The sequence below is a fragment of the Marinobacterium halophilum genome, from assembly GCF_003014615.1.
Lineage (GTDB): Bacteria > Pseudomonadota > Gammaproteobacteria > Pseudomonadales > Balneatricaceae > Marinobacterium > Marinobacterium halophilum.
On the sequence record NZ_PYGI01000017.1, the window covers coordinates 25,109 to 43,783 of the forward strand.

Consider the following 18,675-nt stretch of genomic DNA (forward strand, 5'->3'; position numbering starts at 1 on the left):
CGCTACTCCACCACCCGGACCGGCAAGCCGCCGATCGCATTGGGTAATTGGGTGGTGATGATGCGGTCCCCGGGCTGCAGCACTGTGCTGCTGACCAGAACCTCTTGATGGCCATCCTCATGTTGACGCTGCCCTGCGATGTGAACCTCTACGCTCTGCAGACGGTCATCCTCCACCAACCGGTAGAGACGGTCGCTGCCGTACAGGGCGGTGGGTGGCAGTGCGAACAGGCCGTCTTGCGCGGGCAACTGCAGGCGTACATTGAATGTTTGTCCGGGCAGTGCGGCCACCTGGGTGTCCTGTAGACGGAACAGGGCATCGATACCGGCCTGCCCCGGCCCGATTCGCGCCGCCAGCTGATCCAGTTCCAGCAACAAGGGGTGGCCATCAATGAGGGCATGGGCGTGCAAGGCGGTGCCTGCCAGTGCGCGCCGCAGTGTCGGCAGCCATGATTCGGGTATCTGCGCCCGCAACTGCAAACGGTCCCGATCGTAGAGTGTCAGCAGCAGGTCGCCGGAACGGGTGCGGTTGCCCACAGCGGTATCGATACTGACGATACGACCATTGAACGGGGCCAGAATGCGGGTGCGGCTCAACTCCAGGGCGGCACTGTCGATCAGTGCCTGAGCGCGCTGGTGTTCCGCAGTCAGCTGAGCCAGTCGGTGGGGATGGTCGGCGATCGCCTGTTGACGGGACTGCAGTGCAAGTGCCTGCTGGCGGGTGGTCAGGCGGGTATTGTCGAGCTGCTCCTGACTCAGCAGATTACGCTCGCGCAGGCGCTCAGCACGGTCCGCACGTTGTTCATTCAGACGCTGCACCTCCTGCTCCAGCTGCAGTGAGCGCAGGTCATTACGCTGGCGATTATGTTCGGCGGCAATGCGGGCATCGATGGCGGCCTGTTCAGCCTGGCGTTGGCGCAGCTGAAATTCACTTTCTCGTGGATCAAGTTGCAGTAGCAGATCGCCGGCGGCGACGGCATCACCCTCGCGTACCTCAATGGTCAGCACATCGGCATTGAGGGCGCTGCTGAGTTGGGTCAACTGCGGGGCTTCGATCTGGCCGTAGAGTTCCAGCTCGGGCGCGGCGCTGACCGGTTGCAGACTGAGTGCGGTCACGTTCCAGCGTTTGAGCGGCGCTTCCTGTGCCTGTGGCTGGTCTCGTGTCTTGAACAGGATATAGGCGATCAGGACTGCTGCCAGCAGAACCAGCAGGGGCAGCATACGCTGAATGAGGGGCGAAAATCGGGGCGTATCACGCATTGATGATCCTTGATCAACGAAGTGAAAGTCAGTGGCGCAAAGACGCCGCTCACCCTGTGAGCAATCCATGGTATGAGAAAACGCAAAGGGTAGCCAGTTGAAGACGCTTGGCTCATGCCGGGCAGGAATGTTGAGGCTCCCGTAGTGCCTATTATCCCGCTGAACGAACTGGTATAGACTGAGTGTTCCCAAGAGTAAGCAGGAAAGACAAGGATCCCTATGAGTGTATTGACTCGCTGGCCGAGAAATCAGCTCTGCCTATCGGCAGAGGAGCGTTGCCATGCCGTGCAGGCGGTCGAGCAGGCCTTTGCCGCGACGCTGGAAACGCTCAAGGTGGACATCGGTCTGAAGGAGATGTTCGAGGAGATCTATGTGCCGTTGGCCGCCTGGATTCTGGCCCGTCAGCGACAGCAGCAGGGGCCTCTGGTACTGGGCATCAATGGTGCACAGGGGGCTGGCAAATCAACGCTGTTCAACCTGCTTGAGGTAATACTGGGAGAAGGCTTCGGCCTGAGAGTGGTCGGGTTTTCCATTGATGATATTTACAAGACCCGCGCCGATCGCGAGGCGATGGCACAGGCGATCCATCCGCTGTTTGCGACCCGTGGCGTGCCAGGTACCCATGATGTTGAACTGGGCATGGAAATTATCGACAGCCTGTGCAGCGATGACCCTGAACGCATTACCAAGATCCCGGTGTTCGACAAGTCCATTGATGATCGTTGCCCGGACTTTGTCTGGCAGGAGTGGGTTGGCGGTGCCGATCTGATCGTACTGGAAGGTTGGTGTGTCGGTGCCCAGCCGCAGCCGGATGCCTCGCTGGAGGAGCCGGTCAATCCGCTGGAGCAGGACGAAGATCAAGATGGCGTGTGGCGGCGCTATGCCAATGAACAGCTTAAAGGTCCATACCGTGAGCTGTTTTCACGGCTGGATATATTGCTGATGCTGTGTGTACCCAGCATGGATGCGGTGTACGAGTGGCGCTCATTGCAGGAGAAAAAGCTGGCGGAGCGGGTGCAGTATATCTACGACACCCAGCAGCCTACTGACCATTTGCGCATAATGAATGAACACGAGATCAAGCGTTTCATTCAGCATTATGAGCGTCTGACCCGCGCCATGCTCAAGCAGATGCCTGAAGCCGCTGATATCACCCTGTTCCTCAACGAAAATCACAAGATTGCGGATATTCGCGTACTCAAGCAGTTGCGTGACTGCTGACGCTCAGATCGGTAGCAGCGTGGTTGACGCGATGCCGTGGACCACGGTATTGATCGTGCGATTGGTGGCATCAGATACGATATTGGCCATCATGTCCTGATGCGCGATCATCTTCCCCAGCAGACGCTCAAAACTGAGGTTGGTGGTGCTGTTGGCGAAGAGGAAAGGGTCGCCGTCGGCATGCCGGTAGGTATTGAGACGCCAGGCAACCGCCTCCAGATTGCGCGCTGAATTGTACAGTTTTTGCTGGTTCAATTCGTTGAGCAGGTAAAACTCGTTACGGTAATCATAAGAGGCGTGCAGCATGCCGGTAATGCCCACCATCAACGCAAATACACGATCTCCTTCGAACGCCGGATCAAATGCCAGTGGCACGGCCTTTTCGGCGTAGAGATTATTCAGCTCCGCATGGGTAATCAGGCGCGGTGTGCCGAATAGAACGTCCAGTCGTTGAACTACGGTCATGCCCGGTACTTTTGCCAGCTCACGGGGGTTACGCTTGTACAGCTTGATGGTCAGCTCGCGGGCCAGCCGGTTGACGGTTTGAATATGCAGATCAGTGACCATGTCGATCTCTGTCTTGGCCAGGTTCTTCAACTGAAAGGGGCGGGGGTCACCACTGTTGGCGCATCCGCCCAGCAGCAGGGCGGTAAGTGAAAGCAACACAAGTGTGCGGTGGTGTCGGACGCGTACCATCGGATCGGACTCCATGAGCAGGGTAGGGCGAGAATGCTCCATGCATGATCCGAAGCAGTATAACCTTTGAATGATGGTTTATAGTATGGCCTGAGTCAGCCCGAGGAGAGACCGATGAGTAATACCCCCGAAATCAGTGCCCTGCGACGTGAATACGTGGCGGCAGGCTTGCACCGTGATGACATGTTGGCCGACCCGCTGGCCCAGTTTGGTGAGTGGATGCAGGCGGCGCTGCAGGCCCACCCCGATGATGCAACCTCAATGACGCTGGCCACGGCGGATGCCGATGGCTGGCCGGCTGCTCGTATCGTGCTGCTCAAGCGTTATGACGCTGATGGCTTCTGCTGGTTCACGGATTTCCGCAGTGAAAAGGGGCAGCATCTGCAGCAGAACCCACAGGCCGAGCTGATGTTTTACTGGCGGGGTCTGGAGCGACAGGTACGCATTCGCGGCCGCGTCGAACAGCTGACGCATGCCGATGGCGAGACCTATTTTCACCAGCGTCCGCGGGGCAGTCAGCTCAGCGCCGCGGCATCCACCCAGAGCCATCCGGTTGATCATCGCACCACGCTGGAACAGCGGGTCGCGGCATTGGACAACGCCCATGCCGAAGGCGTGATTCCGTGTCCCGAAACCTGGGGCGGTTACTGTCTGGTACCGCAGCAATACGAATTTTGGCAGGGGCGGGAAAACCGTCTGCATGACCGTTTCCGTTATATCCTGACGGCCTCGGGATGGATGCTTGAACGCTTGCAGCCCTGAGGCGTTGTACGGTGTCCGTCCCGTTGAAACGGTTTGGACACCGGTTACCTATTCAGTCGGTTCAGTAAACCTTTTCACGCCACTGCAGATTGCCAATTTGTACGTTCAGCCAGTCAAACCCGATACGCCGAGCAACGGCTGATGCGCCATCCAGGCTTTTGAACTCACGTTCACTCTTTGATCGCTGCAAGTTCAGGATAACAACCTCCTGATCACGGGTAATGAATTTCAGTGTCCAGCCGCGCGACATTGAAATCGGGATAGCCTGGCAGGATTCAAAGATTCCAGCTTTGAACAGCAGCTTGATCTCCTTTTCTTGCATTATCCTTTCACCTGCCTCTATGTATTCATCCGGTACGACTGATCATCATATAACCAATCGGGACAGGTCGCAAAATTTTTCATCTGCGATTTTTTGCTGTTAACCCTTTGATATTTAAATATTTTTATTGGTTATATTCCAGCCGTAATGCCGTTCAGGTAGTGCGTTTAACCTCTAGCCGAGTCTTGAGCGCGGTTTCCACCGCTTCGAGCTTGGTCCGCATGCGTTCGACAGAGCTGTCGTCATCATTGGACGGTGAGTACTGGAACATATCGAGCATTTCGATCAGGAAACTTTCCTCATTCATCTTGCTCAATTGTTCGGGAGTCCAGAGTTTACTTTTGTACATCGGACACTCCTTTTTATCAGCGGTCGCCCTTCAGATATGGCGCAGTTCCCGCTTTTTTGCAAGCAAATGTACGGCTTTCACATTGTTCAAACCGTGATCAATTATGCTTGAGCCAAGTCAATAAACCGCACATGGAATAAGAGTATTCTGATTTCAACATTAGAAAACAGTGAAGAAGGTGATTGCGATGTTTGGAATTGACGCGTACAGCTTTGGAACTTTGTGGCCGAGCCTCCTTGGAGTCGCCGGTATGTCAGCCGCCATGATTTGGGGCTTTCTGAAAGTCCGTAAGCTTATGAATGACGATGCACATGACCACGGCAAGTAAATTGCCACATCCACCGGCCTGACGTCTTCGATTCGAAAGTGGCTGCAGTAACGACAACCCCCGCATCGACGGGGGTTGTGTCGTTTTGGCGGTTCGGTTTGTCTGCTCGGCTTTGTTATGATGCTGTTGTTTATCGATACCGAGACTCCAATCGTGTCTACACCCCGTGCCTATCAGATCCCGTTGGCAGAGGCGGAAGCTGAAACCGAGGTCAAGAAAAGCCGTTTCATCGCCAGTCTGTGCCCCGTTGCCAGCGAAGCCGAGGCGAAAGCGTTTATCGAACAGCAGCGCAAACGCTTTCCCGGTGCCAATCATCATTGCTGGGCATTTATCAGCACAGAGCCGGATGCACTGACAGGGCTGGGTAGCAGTGATGATGGCGAACCTTCCGGCACGGCAGGACGGCCGATGCTGGCTGTGTTGAAAGGGGCGGAGATTGGCCGGGCGTGTGTCGTGGTGACTCGCTTTTTCGGTGGTACCAAGCTGGGAACCGGCGGTTTGGTACGGGCATATTCCCAGGCGGTCAGAGCAGTACTGGAGCACACGCCGCTGGCAACCCGTGAACCACAGGCGCGGTATCGTCTGACCTATCCCTACAGTTTGACGGCTGCCGTGGAGGCATTGTTAAACGGGTTTGAGGTGACGCTGGATGACCAGCAGTTCAGCGAACAGGTCCAACTGGAGCTGTCGCTGCCGCTGGGTCAGCAGCCAGGATTTACGGCGGCACTGACCGAACAGTTGCATGGCCGAGCGCGAGTGGTACGCCTCGACGACCTTGATTAGCGACGCTTAACCGTTGTGATAAATCCATTCCAGCAATGACTTTTCGAATACTGTAACCGGCGTCGGTCGCGGCATTTTCTCCGGCAGGCTGATGCCGCTGAGCATCAACACGAACACATAACGCTCCCCCGACGCCGTATCGATGTAACCGGCCAGATTGCGACTGCCGTTAACGGTTCCGCTCTTGGCCTGAATCGCGCCTTTCAAGGGTTCCTTACGGGTGCTGCGACGGTATTTCAGCGTACCGTTTTCACCGGAGACCGGCAGCGCCTGGTAGGTGGTCATCTCCGGGTGTTTGGCCAGCCACTGCAGCAGCTCGGCCAGTTGTCGTGCCTGCAGCAAATTATCCCGTGACAGGCCGGAGCCATCGGTCAGCTTGGCCAGTTCCAGATTGATGCCGGTCTGTTGTGTAATCTCGGTTTTGAGTGCACGGACACCGCGCGCAAAACTGCCAGCAGCATGTGCGCTGGCACCCAGGTTTTTCAAGGTCAGATCGGCGATCAGATTGTCGGAATCCTGCAGCATCTCGGTCAGCAATGCCTGCAGCGGGGCGGACTGGACACGGCCCGCCAGCAGCCAGTCATCATCGTCACGACTCCCGATACGAATTTCGCCACGCAACACGATGCCAAGCCGACTCAGTTCCTGACGCACCAGCGCCTTGCCATGGGCGATAGGGGCGTTGATGGCAAACTTCAGTGGCAGCACATCGCGGCGGTCATTGATGCAGCCGCTGAGGTGATAACGGTTACCGGGACCAACACGGGCCTCCAGAGTACAGAGCTGTTCCTCAATGCTGTTGCTGTCGAGTACCGTCACCTCGGAGGTGACTTCAATCGGTTGGTGAGCCGGGGCGAAAAAGCGTGCGGGCTTGCCACTGCCCTCATTGTTCAGGCTGGCGGCAATACAGTTGCCCTCCAGCGTCAGTGCTGCCGCAGGGGCGCTGTAGCACACGCTGAGGTTGTTCCAGGGCCAGCCGATGGCGCGGTCGTAGCCGCTGAAATAACGAGTGTCGAGCAGCAGGTCGCCGCTGATCTCACGGATCTTGCGGGTGCGCAATACGCCGAGCAGTTCGGCCAGCTGCTGACGGTTCAGGTCGGGTGCGCCGGTAAACTCCAGCAGCCAATCGCCCTGCCAGCGTCCATCCCGTTGCAGTCCGCGTTGCCAGATGCGGGTCTCAAAACGATGCGCATTTCCCAGCGCCAGTTCAGCTGCGGTGGCGGTAAACAGCTTGAGCGTACTGGCCGGCGGCAGAAAACGGTCATCACGGTAGTGAATCTGCAGCGGGGCAGTGGCACTGAGTGGCTCAACCACCAGCGCAACCTGGCTGCCCTCGGGTGCCAGATCAATGATGCTTTTCCACTCGGCTGCCTGTACAACCGGAGCCAACATCAGGAGTATCAATAAACGCATCAGCATGGAAAACTGTCCCGAACCGGATCAATGAGCCATCATTGTGCCAGAAGGGATTGCCGACTGGACAGCCCTCATCCCGTCCGGCCCTGACAGGAATAGATATGAGTACAGACCTTACCCCTAATCCGTTGATTCCCGAACTGCTGGCATTGCTGCGCGAGCACCCCGACGGCATCAGCGAGTTCAGCCTGATGAAGGCGCTTGAGCAGCATCCAGCCTTTGCCGATCTTGCGGATGAGTATCAGCTGCGCCTGTTCCAGAAGCATTTCATGATCATGCACGGACTGTATACCCTGCAAACCAGGCTCTGGTATGAAGAGCAGTTGCGGGTGGAAATTTCGCCGTTGAGTGTGCGTCTGTATACGGAAATGATCGCCGAAACCTGCGACGAAGCCTGCCTGCCCGGAGCTGGCGACACGCTCAGGGAATATTATCTGGACTGGCAGCAGTTGAGCGCGACCAGTGCAGAAGATGTGCAAAAGCTGCTGCGCGGTTTCTGGAATTTCTGTGCCGACCCGGACGCCCGACGGTCGGCGTTCCAGACACTTGAGTTGGACGAGGACGCCTCGCAAGAGCAGATTCGTGCCCGTTACCGACAATTGGCGGCACGGCTGCATCCTGACAAGGGTGGAGACAGTGAAGCATTTATTGAAGTACGCCGTGCATATGAGCTGCTCAGGGCCGGCAGTTGAAGTAAAGAAATGTAAAAGCCGCTGTCGACTCGGGAACAATCCACTACCATGGGCCTCTTAGGACTGACCTATACGTATGTACCGAGACAGGGAACTGATGTGCGCGTCTACCTGCTGTTGCCGCTGCTGGTGCTGTTGAGCGCCTGCAGTACACCGCCCGAATTGCAAAATACCTCCCCCGAACTGCCCCTTGATTGGCAGACCCCGCGTGACGAGATGGCCGGGGCATCCGGCTGGCGACAGGATCTGAATGATCCAGTCCTGAACCTGTGGATTAATCAAGCCTTGCAGCGCAATCCTGCGTTGGCTGCTGCTCGGCAACAACTGGCGGCTGCCGAGCAGCGCGTACGTATTTCCGGGGCCGATCGTTATCCACAGCTATCGCTGGAGCTGGGCAGTCGGCGGCAGGAAGACAGTGAGCGTGTTGATTCGCTGGAGCTGACGCTGGGTTGGACCCCCGATGTATGGGGTGAGCTCAGTGCCCGTCAGCGTGAAGCCGAGTTCAGCCGGGCCGCCGCCGCTGCCGCCTATGATGAGCAGCGTGAGACCCTGGCCGCAGCAGTGGCGCAGAACGGTTTTGCCCTGCAGGAAGCGCGCCTGTTGCTGGCGTTGTACACGCAACGGCGCGATAACCTGCAGCAGAATCTGGAGATTATTGAATCCGGTTATCGCCAGGGGTTGAACGAAGCCCTGGATCTGTATCTGGCGCGTAACAACCTGCACGCCGAAGCGGCGCGGGTTGAACAACAACAGCAGACCTTGAGCGAACTGCAGCGTGAACTGGAACGCCAGTTGGGCCGTTATCCAGCCGCCCAATTGACCACCGAAGCGACCCTGGCGCTTATCGACACCGCCATCCCTGCCGGTCAGCCGGCCGATATCCTCACCCGTCGTCCGGACTTGCAGCAGCAGTGGCTGACGCTGCTGGCCGCCGACGCGACACTGGCCGCTGCCCACCGTGACCGTTTCCCTGCGCTTAGCCTGAATGCGGCGTATGGTGGCAGCAGCGATGCGTTGGGCACCTTGCTGTCCGGCGGCAATCTGGCCTGGAGTCTGGGGGCATCATTGGCGCAAAGCCTGTTTGATGCCGGGCGCAAATCGGCCACGCAGGAGCAGGCACTGGCGCAACGGCGCGAGCAGGAGCAACGCTGGTTGGATGCGGTATTTACCGCCCTGACCGAAGTTGAAAATGCGCTGTCGGCACGGCAGAGCCTGCAGGCCCGTTACGCACTCTATCTGAAGGCGGAACAGAACGCGCTTAATGCTGAAACACTGGCATTCGAGCAGTACCAGAACGGCTTGGAAAGCTACACCACCGTGTTGGAAGCCCAGCGCCGTGCGCTGGACGCACAAACCAGCGTGATCAACCTGCGTCGTCAACTGCTGGACAACCGCGTCGCGCTGTACCGTGCGCTCGGTGGCGGTTTCCAACACTCGACATCATCGCTTCAAACCGTACAGACATCAGCACCGGAGACCCCATGATCAAACGGATATTGCCCCTCATTGTGATAGTGGCGCTCGGTGCTGTCAGCTGGCTGATCTACAACAACCCGCCTGAGATTCAGCGCGGCAAGCCTCCGGCCCCGGAGCGGATCAGCGTCGACGTCCAGGTGTTGGCAATGGCTCCGTTCAAGGTGCAGGTTAAAAGCTATGGTCGGGTCCAGCCACGCACCCAGAGTACGCTGTTACCGCAGGTGTCCGGCCAGATCGTCTGGCTGAACCCCGATTTTCGGGCCGGGGGCTTTTTCGATGCTGGTGAAGAACTGATCCGCCTCGACAGTCGTGATTATGCCGCTGATGTAGCGCAGGCTGGTGCGGCGTTGATGAGTGCGCGTCAGGCGCTGGCCGAGGAGCAGGCCCGCAGCGCCCAAGCCGCCGCTGACTGGAAGCGCCTGGGTAATACCGGCCAGGCACCGCCGCTGGTGCTGCGCGCCCCGCAGCTGAATGCAGCCAAAGCCTCAGTGGCGTCGGCGGAAGCCGCACAGGCCATCGCTAAACTTAACCTTGAGCGCACCCGCATTCGTGCGCCCTATAGCGGTCGTGTACTGGATACGGCGGTCGACCTGGGTCAGGTCGTTTCCAGTGGGACCACACTGGGGCAAATTTATGCCGTGGATGTGCTGGAAGTGCGTCTGCCGCTGCAGAACCGTGATCTGGCTTACCTGCGGTTGCCTGAAGAGTATCGGGTGGAAGGTGCTGAACCATTCCAGCCCAAGGTTGAGATCCGTTCCGACCTTATCCGCCCGGAACGCTGGCAGGGCCGAGTCGTACAGACGGAAGGCGCGATTGATGAAACCAGCCGTCAGCTGCATGTGCTGGCGCAGATCGATGATCCCTATGGCCAGAAGGCGATGGACCGTGTGCCGCTCAAGGTGGGTGAATATGTCACTGCCCTGATCGAGGGTATCGAAGTCGAATCGGCGCTATTGATCCCCAATAAGGCGATCTACCAAGGCAGCTATGTGTATCTGGTCGAAGCGGGTGTGTTGCAACGCCGGGACGTCAGCATCGCCTGGCAGAACGAAACCGAGGCGTTGATTGCGCAGGGACTGAATGCCGGTGACCAGCTGGTGTTGACCTCGTTGGGCCAGGTGGTCTCGGGGACACCGGTGCAGGTGCGCGGTGCGGCCGAAGCGCTTCCCGTTGATACTGAGACCGGCACCACGGCTGACACCCAAACCGATCAGCCGCAGGGAGCCCGCTCATGATTGCCTGGTTTGCGCGCAACCACGTGGCCGCCAACCTGCTGATGGTGACCATCCTGTTCACCGGCCTGATGTCGCTCAAGCTCAATATTCCGCTGGAGATATTCCCCAGCTTTGAGTCCGACACCATCAGTGTGCAGATCAGCCTGCGCGGGGCGACGCCGGAAGATGCCGAACTGAGTCTCGCCACCCGCGTGGAAGAGTCGGTCAGTGATCTTGAAGGGGTGAAAGAGATTCGCAGCCGCTCGGTAGAGGGGGGCAGTACGGTTACCATCGAAGTGGATCAGGGCTATGACCCGCGTGAACTGCTGGCCGATGTAAAATCCCGCGTCGACGAAATCGGGACCTTCCCGGCGGAGGCAGATGAACCGGTGATCGCGCTGGCGACCTACAAGCGCGATGTGATCACCGTCGCTGTTTCCGGCGGCCTGTCTGAACGCGAACTGCGCAGCTATGCGGAGCAGGTACGTGATGATCTGTTGCAGCTGGAGGGTGTAACCCAAGTCGAATTGGACGGCGTGCGCAGTTATGAAATCGCCATCGAAATATCTCAGGATCGGTTGCGTGCCTACGACCTGACCCTGAGTGAAGTAGCCGATCGCATTGCTGCCAGTTCGCTGGATCTGTCGGCGGGCAATATCCGCACCGACGGCGGTGATATCCTGATCCGCTCCAAGGGCCAGGCCTACAGCCGTGAAGAGTTTGAACCGCTGGTAATCAAGACCCACCCCGATGGCAGTCTGTTGCGGCTAGGCGACTTGGCACAGGTGACCGACGGCTTTGAAGAAAGCGCGCTGCGGACCCGTTTCAACGGTGTGCCGGCGGCGATGATCGAGGTCTATCGCGTCGGTGACCAGAGCGCCATCGCCGTGGCCGATACGGTCAAGGCGTATATCGAACGCCAGCAGCCGTCGCTGCCGCAGGGGCTGAACCTGAGTTACTGGGACGACAACTCAGAGGTCGTTAAAAGTCGTATCAACACCCTGCTGACCAACGCGGTGCAGGGCGGTATTCTGGTGCTGTTGCTACTGACTCTGTTTCTGCGGCCATCCATCGCTTTTTGGGTGTTTCTGGGGATTCCAGTCAGTTTCATGGGCGCGTTCCTGCTGATGCCGGTGTTTGGCGTCACCCTCAACGTGATTTCGCTGTTCGGTTTCATCCTGGTGCTGGGGATCGTGGTGGATGATGCCATCGTCACCGGTGAAAACATCTATAGCCACCTGCGCAACGCTGAGTCGGGCCTGCAGGCGGCGGTGCGCGGCACCCAGGAAGTTGCCATACCGGTAACCTTCGGCGTGTTGACGACGGTGGCGGCCTTTCTGCCGATCGGTTTTATCGAGGGTGCCCGCGGGGCGCTGTTCGCGCAGATACCGGTGGTGGTGATTCCGGTGCTGCTGTTCTCGCTGATCGAGTCCAAGTTTGTACTGCCGGCCCACCTCAAACATCTGAAACTGCGCCATGAGAACGTGGACAAACAGGGGCGCCTGTCGCGTTTTCAGCAATCCTTTGCCGACGGCTTCGAGAATATGGTGGTGCGCTATTACCGGCCGTTGCTGGATGTGGCCGTGCGCCACCGGCTGACCACGCTGGCGATTTTTACGGGGGTGTTCATCCTGATCATGGCGATGATCATGAGCGGCTGGACCCGTTTTGTATTTTTCCCGCGCGTGCAAAGCGATACGGCCCGTGCTTCGCTGACCATGCCCAGCGGCACGCCGTTCGAGGTGACCGACCGCTATATTGTGCGCATGGTTGAGGCGGCGCGTGAACTGCAGGATACCTACCGTGACCCTGATACCGGCGAAAGCGCCATCCTCAACATCTATTCCACCTCTGGCACCGGTGGCAGCACCGAGGAGGGGCGGGTGCGCTTTGAGTTGCTGCCGGCGGAGCAGCGGGACGAGAGCATCAGTACGTCACGGATTGTGCAAGAGTGGCGCGACCGTATCGGCCCGGTGCCCGGTGCCGAGACCCTGACCTTCAGGGCCGAGATCGGCCGCGCCAGTGACCCGGTGGATATCCAGCTGCGTTCGGGGCGGGTGAGCGATCTGGAAGCGATGGCCGAACAGGTCAAGGCGCGTCTGGCGACCTACCCGACGCTGTACGACATCACCGACAATCTGTCCGACGGCAAGGAAGAACTGCAACTGGAGCTGACCGAACAGGCACATCTGCTGGGGTTGACCCGCAGCGACATCATTCGCCAGGTGCGGCAGAAGTTCTTTGGTATAGAGGTGCAGCGGGTGCAGCGCGGACGCGACGATGTTCGGGTGATGGTGCGTTTGCCGCTGGATGAACGGCAGGCTATCTCTGGCCTGCGCGATGTGTTGATCAGCACGGCTCAGGGCCAGGTGCCGCTGGATACAGTGGCCACGCTGGTGCCGGGTCAGAGTCCGGCGGCGATCTACCGTGTTGATCAGCAGCGCACGGTCAGCGTGGTGGCCGACATGGACAAGCAGAACACCAACACTACCGTGTTGAATCGGGACCTGGATCAGTTTCTGTCCGAACTGGTGCGTCAGTATCCGGGGGCGTCTTACAGTCTGGAAGGGGAAGCCCGCGAGCAGCGCGAGTCGTTCACTTCGCTGGCGCTGGGACTGGCGTTCGTATTCTTCGTTATCTATAGCCTGTTGGCGATTCCGTTCCGCTCCTACCTGCAGCCGCTGATCGTGATGTCGGTGATCCCCTTCGGCGCGATAGGCGCGATCATCGGCCACTGGATCATGGGCATGGATCTGACCATCATGAGCCTGCTCGGTCTGATGGCGCTGATCGGAGTGGTGGTTAATGACAGTCTGGTACTGGTGGACTTCACCAACAAGCGTCGCCGCGAGCTGCAGGACGCAGGTGAGCATTCACATTTTGAGGCCACGCGTCAGGCCGTACTGATCGCCGGCGTTGCCCGCTTCCGACCGGTGATGCTGACCTCGCTGACCACGTTCATTGGCCTGATGCCGCTGCTGTTCGAAAAGGCGGTACAGGCGCAGTTCCTGATCCCGATGGCGGTGTCTCTGGGCTTTGGCATCATCTTCGCCACCCTGGTGACGTTGATCATGGTGCCAGTCAACTTCATGTTGCTGGAAGACCTGCGTCGGCTGGGTCGACGCCTGTCCGGCCAGCCTGCGCCAGACCCTGCCGAGACGGCTCATGCCAAACAGGTAAGCACTCACTGACGCTCAGGTGTCGGCGGCCGCTGTGTTATCCACAGACCGGTCGCTGACGGCGGGCGTCAGTCGCTGATGCAGCCAGGCCAGCGCCAGCAGTCCCAACCCCAGCCCCATGAACGAAGCCACGCGCCAGAGACCGGTCAGATCCGACATGTCGACCAGAAACAGCTTGGCGACGACAATCAGCAGCAAGGCCATGCCACCACGGTACAGCGACCGTTGTTGCAGCCAGCTACCTCCCAGCAAGGCCGCCGACGCGAGTAACAGCCACACCGCCGAATAGGTATACAGCTCGCCGTCCGGTGTCGGATTCGCCAGACTCAGATCACCCTGCCATAAGTGACGGATTTCCATGGAGATGAACAGCAGCCCGTTCAGTCCAGCCGCCATCGCGGCGTAGCGGCTCAGCCCACCGGGCAGCAGACGCCAGAGTGTCAGCAACAGTAAAGTCGGCAAGCCGTAGCTGAGCAGCAACAAGTTCCATACCGGCGTGGTGCCGATCTCGGTGTTGCTCCAGAGCGGGTTGTACACCAGCGCTACCCAGAGCAGGTAATTGACGGCGGCCGCGAGCAGATGCAGGGTGGCAATGACCTGGTAAAAACGCAGCAGATACTCGCTGAGGCGGGCGCGCCACAGGTACACGCAACCGGCGGTCGCCCAGATCAGTGTGTTGAGGCTGGCTTCGAGGAAACTGTACTCATGGCGGAAGATATCGCCATCATAGAGCCAGTAGCGCACTTCTGCCGCCAGTGTCAGCACCAGCAGGTGGGCCGCTGCACCTTGCAGCCAGGCGCTCATCTTGCGGTCGTTGCGCAGAATCCAGGCTCCGGCAACGGCGCAGAAGGTAGAGCCGCCATAGGTCCACAGTGACCAGTGAGTGCCGCTGTCATAAGTGAGCAGCCAGGGGTTGAAGGTCAGGCGGCAGATCACCACCGCCAGCACCAGTCGGATCACCCAGGGCAACAGCTGCAGCTGGTAGCGTTGCTGCAGCAACGACAGGGTGATTAGCTGTACGGCAAATGCCAGCGTCAGGGTGGCGTCCACCAGCCAGATCACTGCCGCCAGCGACAGGCCCAAATGGGCGCTGCTGATCAACAGTACCCGTACCAGATCACTGGCAGGGCGCTCCAGTGCTATCCGTGACAGCGCCAGATATGTCAGCCCCAGAATCAAGGCCGCACCGCCCCAGGCCCAATCGGCCGTGAATGCGGTAAACAGATAGTAGCCCAGTGCCAGCATCAGCAATGGCGTAAAGCAGCCCAGCCCGACCCAGAAGCCCGGATGTGCGACCTGCCGTTGCAGCAGCCAGACGGAAGCAGCGACATAGAGGATGCACAGCATGACGAAACGGGAGACCAGTGCGGTTTGAGTGGCGGCATCAGGTGGAGTGAAAATCAGTTGATCGCCCAGATAGCTCAGCATCGGCAACACTACCGCCAGTGCAGTAGCGCCCAGCAGCAGGGCCGGCAGCGGGTTCAGTAACGGCCGTCGGCTGGCCACCAGCAGCAACAGGGCCGGCAGTATCAGCAGTGTCGGGTAGCTGCTGGCGGCAACCGTTTCAAGCGCCAGCGTGTAGCCCTGTGCCAGCACGATCAGCACTAGTGTTGGCATCACCAGCCAGTCACGGGCACTGCGTCCCTGTCGCAGCCGTTCCAGCCAATGCTTGCAGGGAGCGTCGCGGTGCTGCAACAGCCAGTCATGGCTCGGCACGACGAGAAACATCCAGGCCAAGGCCAGCAGGTAGAACGAACGCACACCGTCAGCAGGATGGGTGCCAAGGCTCAGCAGCCACCAGCCCAGACTGCCTATAATGACGCCCAGCCAAAGCCAGCGCCGTTCCACATAAGCCAACAACCACAGCGAGAACAGGGTCAGGATCGCGATATAGATCAGCGCCAGCTCGATCTGGCCTGATCCGGTACTCACCAGTATGGGCACCAGGTAACCGCCCAGCATCCCCAGCGCGGCCAGTACTGGCCCGTGGCGCAGGGCCAATGCCAGAGTGGCAAAGGACACCAGCGCCATGGCAGCAAAGATCAGTCCCGGTGAGATGCCTTGCAGCAGCTTGAAGGCGGCAAATAGCGCCGCATAGAGCATGATGCTGGCACCGCCGGCCAGTGCCGCGAAGACATCATGCTGGCCGCGTGTGCGCCGAAGCCACTCGGCGGCCCCGTGCAGGCCGATTCCGGCCAGCAGTGACAGGGTGACTCGGGCTTCGGGGCCGAGCAGCCCCTGCTCGATGGAATAATGCACCATGAACACCCCGGCCAGCCCGACACAGATACCGCCCAGCCAGATCATCCAGTTGGCCTGCAGACTGGCGGCAAGGCGGTCAAAGAATCCGGTTGTTCCGGTGGCCGGTGGCGGGAGTTCCTGTGCGGTTGGTTCGGTCGAGGACGGTTCTACGCCCCAGGCGGTAACGGGTGGCGTGGTGTCCGCAGGTTTGAGCGTTTCGGTTACCGAGGACGTCTTTGGCTCGGGCTCAGGCTCGGCTTGGTGAATGGTCTGGGTATCGGTTGCAGGCAATGGTCGAGATGGCTGCTGTTCCAGCTCATACACTCGAGCCTGTAACTGAGTGATATGGTCGCGCAGGTCACGGCTGACAACCCAGGCGCGAATGCCAAGACAGGCACCGATGAACAAAAACAGTGGCAAAGCCACGAACAGTAACCATATCGCATCCATACACCACCTCGGTTGAATCCATCATACTGCGCAAACTGATTTGACTATACTGCATCTGGCTCCCGCACAGAATGACAAGAGCTGAAGGTGATACATGATCAATCCGATATTGCCCCAAGTGTTAAGCGAACTGCGTCAGCACCCCGAAGGGATCAGCGAATATGATTTGATGCGGACGCTGGATAATCAGCACGCATTTGATACGTTGGATGCCGATGGCCTGCTGGCGCTTTACCGCAAGCATTTCATCATTATGAATGCCCTGTATGATTTACAGGATGTACTCTGGCAGGAAGAGGGGCGGGTGCTGAATATATCGCCCATGCACATTGAGTTGCACAAGTCTCGGGACGAGAATGACCGTGTCGATTCCAATCCGTACCTGAGCGAGTATTATCTCGACTGGCACAACTTTGAACAGACCACCATCGAAGATGTGCTGGGGTTGATGGAAGCGGTGACCGGGCCACGTCATTGAGGCCGTTACAGCGCCTGAAACCACAGGGTCGGCTGTTCGGTGTAGCCTTGTCTGCAGCAACCAGGGCTTTTCCTGTCTGTGACTTGCCAATGGGGAAACCTGCCGTCAGACTTTAAAAAACAGATCAAGGATGAATACGTTATGCAATGGATAAAGCAGTGGCTAGCGGTGTGTGTATGGGTACTGGTTGGCATGGCAACAGCCCATGCTGATGAGCGCGACCTGTTTCTGGAGCATCAGTACCGGACTCAGTGCCTGGCCTTTGCGCAAGATCCCGATGGTTTCCGCCAGGCGCTGGTACAGAGCGACATGCCTCGCGTACCGGCAGGATTGGTCCGCCAGCTTCTGCTGGGGCAAGACGCTGAAGGCTGGTCATTGGCCTATCATGGGCGACGTGAGTATGTGCTGACATTGGCGGAAGACGAGACCCGCTGCGCCATTGTGGCGCGTTATGCCAGTGTGGAGACCAGAGCCTGGTTTGAACGACTGGTGGCAGCTCCACCGGCAGGTTTCGTGGCCATGCCCCTGCCGGTGAGTGAAGGTGAACAGCGTTATGGCGGTGATGCACAAACCTTGCGTTGGGCCTGGGACAGTGCCGACCGGACGCTGGAGCATAGCCTGATGTTGTCGACCCGTGACGATGTGCAGATGCAGGCCATTCTGGCCCTTACCCTGACAATGAAAACCAACGAGTGAGCATGACCTATACAACCCGATTATTGATCTGCCTGTTGCCGCTGCTGATCAGCGTATCCGGCACCGCACAAGCAGATGAACGCGCCACTTTTCTACAGAAGGTGTACCTCTCTTTCTGTGTAAAACATTTCAACGACTATGCTGCGTTGCGTGCGGGCCTGGCTGAACAACAGCTGCCCAAATTGCCCCCGCAACAGTCACAGCACTTCCTGCAGGGGCGCGAAGGCGATGCCTGGCCGGTGCCGTACCAGGGTGAGTTCGGTCAGTACGTACTGGTTTTGCCGGAAGGCGATAACTTTTGTGCCGTGATGGCACGGCGCAGTGCGCCGATGGCCACCCGCCAGTGGTTCGAACAGATGGTTGCACAGGCCCCTACACCGCTGCAGGCGACCCGGCTGGGTGAAAAGCAGGTCAAGACGCCACTCAACGGCGAAGCCCGTACCGAGTCCTGGCAGTGGGCCACCGAACATGCGCCTCGGCGTTTGTTGCTGACCCTGACCACCGCCGATGACCCTGAAGCGGCCATCCAGGCGATGGTGTCGCTGGCGCTGGCTACACAGGAGCGCCGCTAAGTGTTACAGATTTCCAATGCGGTCAGTATTCCCGACCATGAGATTGAACTGAATGCGATCCGTGCTCAGGGCGCAGGTGGCCAGAACGTCAACAAGGTTTCCTCCGCGATTCATTTGCGCTTTGATATCAATGCGTCTTCGTTGCCGGCGTTCTACAAGGAGCGCCTGCTGGCACTCAGTGACAGCCGCGTAACTCAGGATGGCGTGATTATCATCAAGGCGCAGCAGTACCGCAATCAGGAGCAGAACCGCGACGACGCTTTGAACCGGTTGGCAGAGCTGATCCGCAGCGCCGTGAAAATGGAAAAAAGGCGGCGACCGACCCGCCCCACCCGCAGCTCCCAGCGCAAGCGGATTGAAAAGAAAAAGCAGCGGGGCAACGTCAAGTCGATGCGCGGCAAGGTAGAGCCCTGATCGGCAGTGAATGATCGTAAAAACTGATCATTCGCTGCCGTTTTTTGCCGTTCATTCACAACCTGTTCGGGAGCAGAATAGAGGCATCAACCGTTTAACCACGCCTCGCCGTGGTCGGAGACTTGCC

Annotated in this window: 17 protein-coding genes; 11 read left to right on the top strand and 6 right to left on the bottom strand. The window is 58.7% G+C overall.

Annotated elements, in window-relative coordinates; translation table 11 throughout:
- Positions 1–2: 2 nt before the first annotated feature.
- Entirely contained in the window at positions 3–1,259 is a 1,257-nt protein-coding gene (locus CLV44_RS12230) for an efflux RND transporter periplasmic adaptor subunit (RefSeq protein WP_170069339.1), read from the bottom strand.
- 219 nt (positions 1,260–1,478) lie between these two features.
- On the opposite strand from CLV44_RS12230, the gene CLV44_RS12235 reads away from it, so the two are divergent.
- Positions 1,479–2,480, top strand: a complete 1,002-nt coding sequence (locus CLV44_RS12235; RefSeq protein WP_106592402.1) for a hypothetical protein — start codon at positions 1,479–1,481, stop codon at positions 2,478–2,480.
- Positions 2,481–2,483: 3 nt separating this feature from the next.
- Here CLV44_RS12235 and CLV44_RS12240 read toward each other — a convergent pair whose 3' ends face one another.
- Positions 2,484–3,218, bottom strand: a complete 735-nt coding sequence (locus CLV44_RS12240; RefSeq protein WP_245912684.1) for a hypothetical protein — start codon at positions 3,216–3,218, stop codon at positions 2,484–2,486.
- A 72-nt stretch (positions 3,219–3,290) separates the two neighbouring features.
- Here CLV44_RS12240 and pdxH point away from each other — a divergent pair, with 72 nt between their 5' ends.
- Positions 3,291–3,938 carry a pyridoxamine 5'-phosphate oxidase gene (pdxH, locus tag CLV44_RS12245; RefSeq protein ID WP_106592403.1) on the top strand — a complete coding sequence of 216 codons (648 nt, stop codon included), beginning with the start codon at positions 3,291–3,293 and terminating at the stop codon, positions 3,936–3,938.
- 61 nt (positions 3,939–3,999) lie between these two features.
- Here pdxH and CLV44_RS12250 read toward each other — a convergent pair whose 3' ends face one another.
- Both CLV44_RS12250 and CLV44_RS12255 read right to left on the bottom strand, forming a co-directional pair.
- Entirely contained in the window at positions 4,000–4,260 is a 261-nt protein-coding gene (locus CLV44_RS12250) for a hypothetical protein (protein ID WP_106592404.1), read from the bottom strand.
- 154 nt (positions 4,261–4,414) lie between these two features.
- Positions 4,415–4,609, bottom strand: coding sequence for a hypothetical protein (locus tag CLV44_RS12255; protein WP_106592405.1), 195 nt, complete (start codon positions 4,607–4,609; stop codon positions 4,415–4,417).
- 445 nt (positions 4,610–5,054) lie between these two features.
- On the opposite strand from CLV44_RS12255, the gene CLV44_RS12260 reads away from it, so the two are divergent.
- Positions 5,055–5,720 carry a YigZ family protein gene (locus tag CLV44_RS12260; protein ID WP_146140005.1) on the top strand — a complete coding sequence of 222 codons (666 nt, stop codon included), beginning with the start codon at positions 5,055–5,057 and terminating at the stop codon, positions 5,718–5,720.
- 6 nt (positions 5,721–5,726) lie between these two features.
- Here CLV44_RS12260 and dacB read toward each other — a convergent pair whose 3' ends face one another.
- Positions 5,727–7,139 (bottom strand): D-alanyl-D-alanine carboxypeptidase/D-alanyl-D-alanine endopeptidase, encoded by a 1,413-nt coding sequence (gene dacB / locus CLV44_RS12265; RefSeq protein ID WP_106592407.1) that lies wholly within the window; start codon positions 7,137–7,139, stop codon positions 5,727–5,729.
- Between the two features lie 98 nt (positions 7,140–7,237).
- Here dacB and CLV44_RS12270 point away from each other — a divergent pair, with 98 nt between their 5' ends.
- The 4 genes from CLV44_RS12270 (at position 7,238) to CLV44_RS12285 (ending at position 13,709) form a co-directional block, all read left to right on the top strand.
- Positions 7,238–7,828, top strand: coding sequence for a DNA-J related domain-containing protein (locus CLV44_RS12270; protein WP_106592408.1), 591 nt, complete (start codon positions 7,238–7,240; stop codon positions 7,826–7,828).
- 99 nt (positions 7,829–7,927) lie between these two features.
- Positions 7,928–9,313 (top strand): efflux transporter outer membrane subunit, encoded by a 1,386-nt coding sequence (locus tag CLV44_RS12275; protein WP_170069340.1) that lies wholly within the window; start codon positions 7,928–7,930, stop codon positions 9,311–9,313.
- Complete coding sequence (locus tag CLV44_RS12280; protein WP_106592410.1) at positions 9,310–10,539, top strand: efflux RND transporter periplasmic adaptor subunit; 1,230 nt, start codon at positions 9,310–9,312, stop codon at positions 10,537–10,539. The genes CLV44_RS12275 and CLV44_RS12280 overlap by 4 nt, the downstream gene beginning before the upstream one ends.
- Positions 10,536–13,709 carry an efflux RND transporter permease subunit gene (locus CLV44_RS12285; protein ID WP_106592411.1) on the top strand — a complete coding sequence of 1,058 codons (3,174 nt, stop codon included), beginning with the start codon at positions 10,536–10,538 and terminating at the stop codon, positions 13,707–13,709. Before CLV44_RS12280 ends, CLV44_RS12285 begins: the two co-directional genes overlap by 4 nt.
- 3 nt (positions 13,710–13,712) lie before the next feature.
- On the opposite strand, the gene CLV44_RS12290 is transcribed toward CLV44_RS12285, so the two are convergent.
- Positions 13,713–16,388, bottom strand: coding sequence for a DUF2339 domain-containing protein (locus tag CLV44_RS12290; protein WP_106592412.1), 2,676 nt, complete (start codon positions 16,386–16,388; stop codon positions 13,713–13,715).
- 94 nt (positions 16,389–16,482) lie between these two features.
- On the opposite strand from CLV44_RS12290, the gene CLV44_RS12295 reads away from it, so the two are divergent.
- From CLV44_RS12295 to arfB, 4 genes are all read left to right on the top strand, one after another.
- The gene (locus CLV44_RS12295) at positions 16,483–16,866 is read left to right on the top strand and encodes a DNA-J related domain-containing protein (RefSeq protein ID WP_106592413.1); all 384 of its coding nucleotides are present in this window, start codon (positions 16,483–16,485) and stop codon (positions 16,864–16,866) included.
- A 141-nt stretch (positions 16,867–17,007) separates the two neighbouring features.
- Positions 17,008–17,562: an NMCC_0638 family (lipo)protein gene (locus CLV44_RS12300; RefSeq protein WP_106592414.1), complete on the top strand. Its 555-nt coding sequence runs from the start codon at positions 17,008–17,010 to the stop codon at positions 17,560–17,562.
- A 2-nt stretch (positions 17,563–17,564) separates the two neighbouring features.
- On the top strand, positions 17,565–18,134 hold the full coding sequence (locus tag CLV44_RS12305) for an NMCC_0638 family (lipo)protein (RefSeq protein ID WP_106592415.1): 570 nt from the start codon (positions 17,565–17,567) through the stop codon (positions 18,132–18,134).
- Complete coding sequence (gene arfB / locus CLV44_RS12310) at positions 18,135–18,548, top strand: alternative ribosome rescue aminoacyl-tRNA hydrolase ArfB (protein WP_106592416.1); 414 nt, start codon at positions 18,135–18,137, stop codon at positions 18,546–18,548. It abuts the gene before it with no gap.
- The last annotated feature ends 127 nt before the right edge of the window (positions 18,549–18,675 follow it).

What these genes read in the sequence shown, in the direction of transcription:
- CLV44_RS12305 (WP_106592415.1), top strand. Translation starts at nt 17,565, where the DNA reads ATGACCTATACAACCCGATTATTGATCTGCCTGTTGCCGCTGCTGATC.
- CLV44_RS12240 (WP_245912684.1), bottom strand. Translation starts at nt 3,218, where the DNA reads ATGGAGCATTCTCGCCCTACCCTGCTCATGGAGTCCGATCCGATGGTA.
- CLV44_RS12255 (WP_106592405.1), bottom strand. Translation starts at nt 4,609, where the DNA reads ATGTACAAAAGTAAACTCTGGACTCCCGAACAATTGAGCAAGATGAAT.
- CLV44_RS12250 (WP_106592404.1), bottom strand. Translation starts at nt 4,260, where the DNA reads ATGCAAGAAAAGGAGATCAAGCTGCTGTTCAAAGCTGGAATCTTTGAA.
- CLV44_RS12285 (WP_106592411.1), top strand. Translation starts at nt 10,536, where the DNA reads ATGATTGCCTGGTTTGCGCGCAACCACGTGGCCGCCAACCTGCTGATG.
- CLV44_RS12230 (WP_170069339.1), bottom strand. Translation starts at nt 1,259, where the DNA reads ATGCGTGATACGCCCCGATTTTCGCCCCTCATTCAGCGTATGCTGCCC.
- CLV44_RS12295 (WP_106592413.1), top strand. Translation starts at nt 16,483, where the DNA reads ATGATCAATCCGATATTGCCCCAAGTGTTAAGCGAACTGCGTCAGCAC.
- pdxH (WP_106592403.1), top strand. Translation starts at nt 3,291, where the DNA reads ATGAGTAATACCCCCGAAATCAGTGCCCTGCGACGTGAATACGTGGCG.
- dacB (WP_106592407.1), bottom strand. Translation starts at nt 7,139, where the DNA reads ATGCTGATGCGTTTATTGATACTCCTGATGTTGGCTCCGGTTGTACAG.
- CLV44_RS12290 (WP_106592412.1), bottom strand. Translation starts at nt 16,388, where the DNA reads ATGGATGCGATATGGTTACTGTTCGTGGCTTTGCCACTGTTTTTGTTC.
- CLV44_RS12270 (WP_106592408.1), top strand. Translation starts at nt 7,238, where the DNA reads ATGAGTACAGACCTTACCCCTAATCCGTTGATTCCCGAACTGCTGGCA.
- CLV44_RS12280 (WP_106592410.1), top strand. Translation starts at nt 9,310, where the DNA reads ATGATCAAACGGATATTGCCCCTCATTGTGATAGTGGCGCTCGGTGCT.
- CLV44_RS12235 (WP_106592402.1), top strand. Translation starts at nt 1,479, where the DNA reads ATGAGTGTATTGACTCGCTGGCCGAGAAATCAGCTCTGCCTATCGGCA.
- CLV44_RS12300 (WP_106592414.1), top strand. Translation starts at nt 17,008, where the DNA reads ATGCAATGGATAAAGCAGTGGCTAGCGGTGTGTGTATGGGTACTGGTT.
- CLV44_RS12260 (WP_146140005.1), top strand. Translation starts at nt 5,055, where the DNA reads ATGATGCTGTTGTTTATCGATACCGAGACTCCAATCGTGTCTACACCC.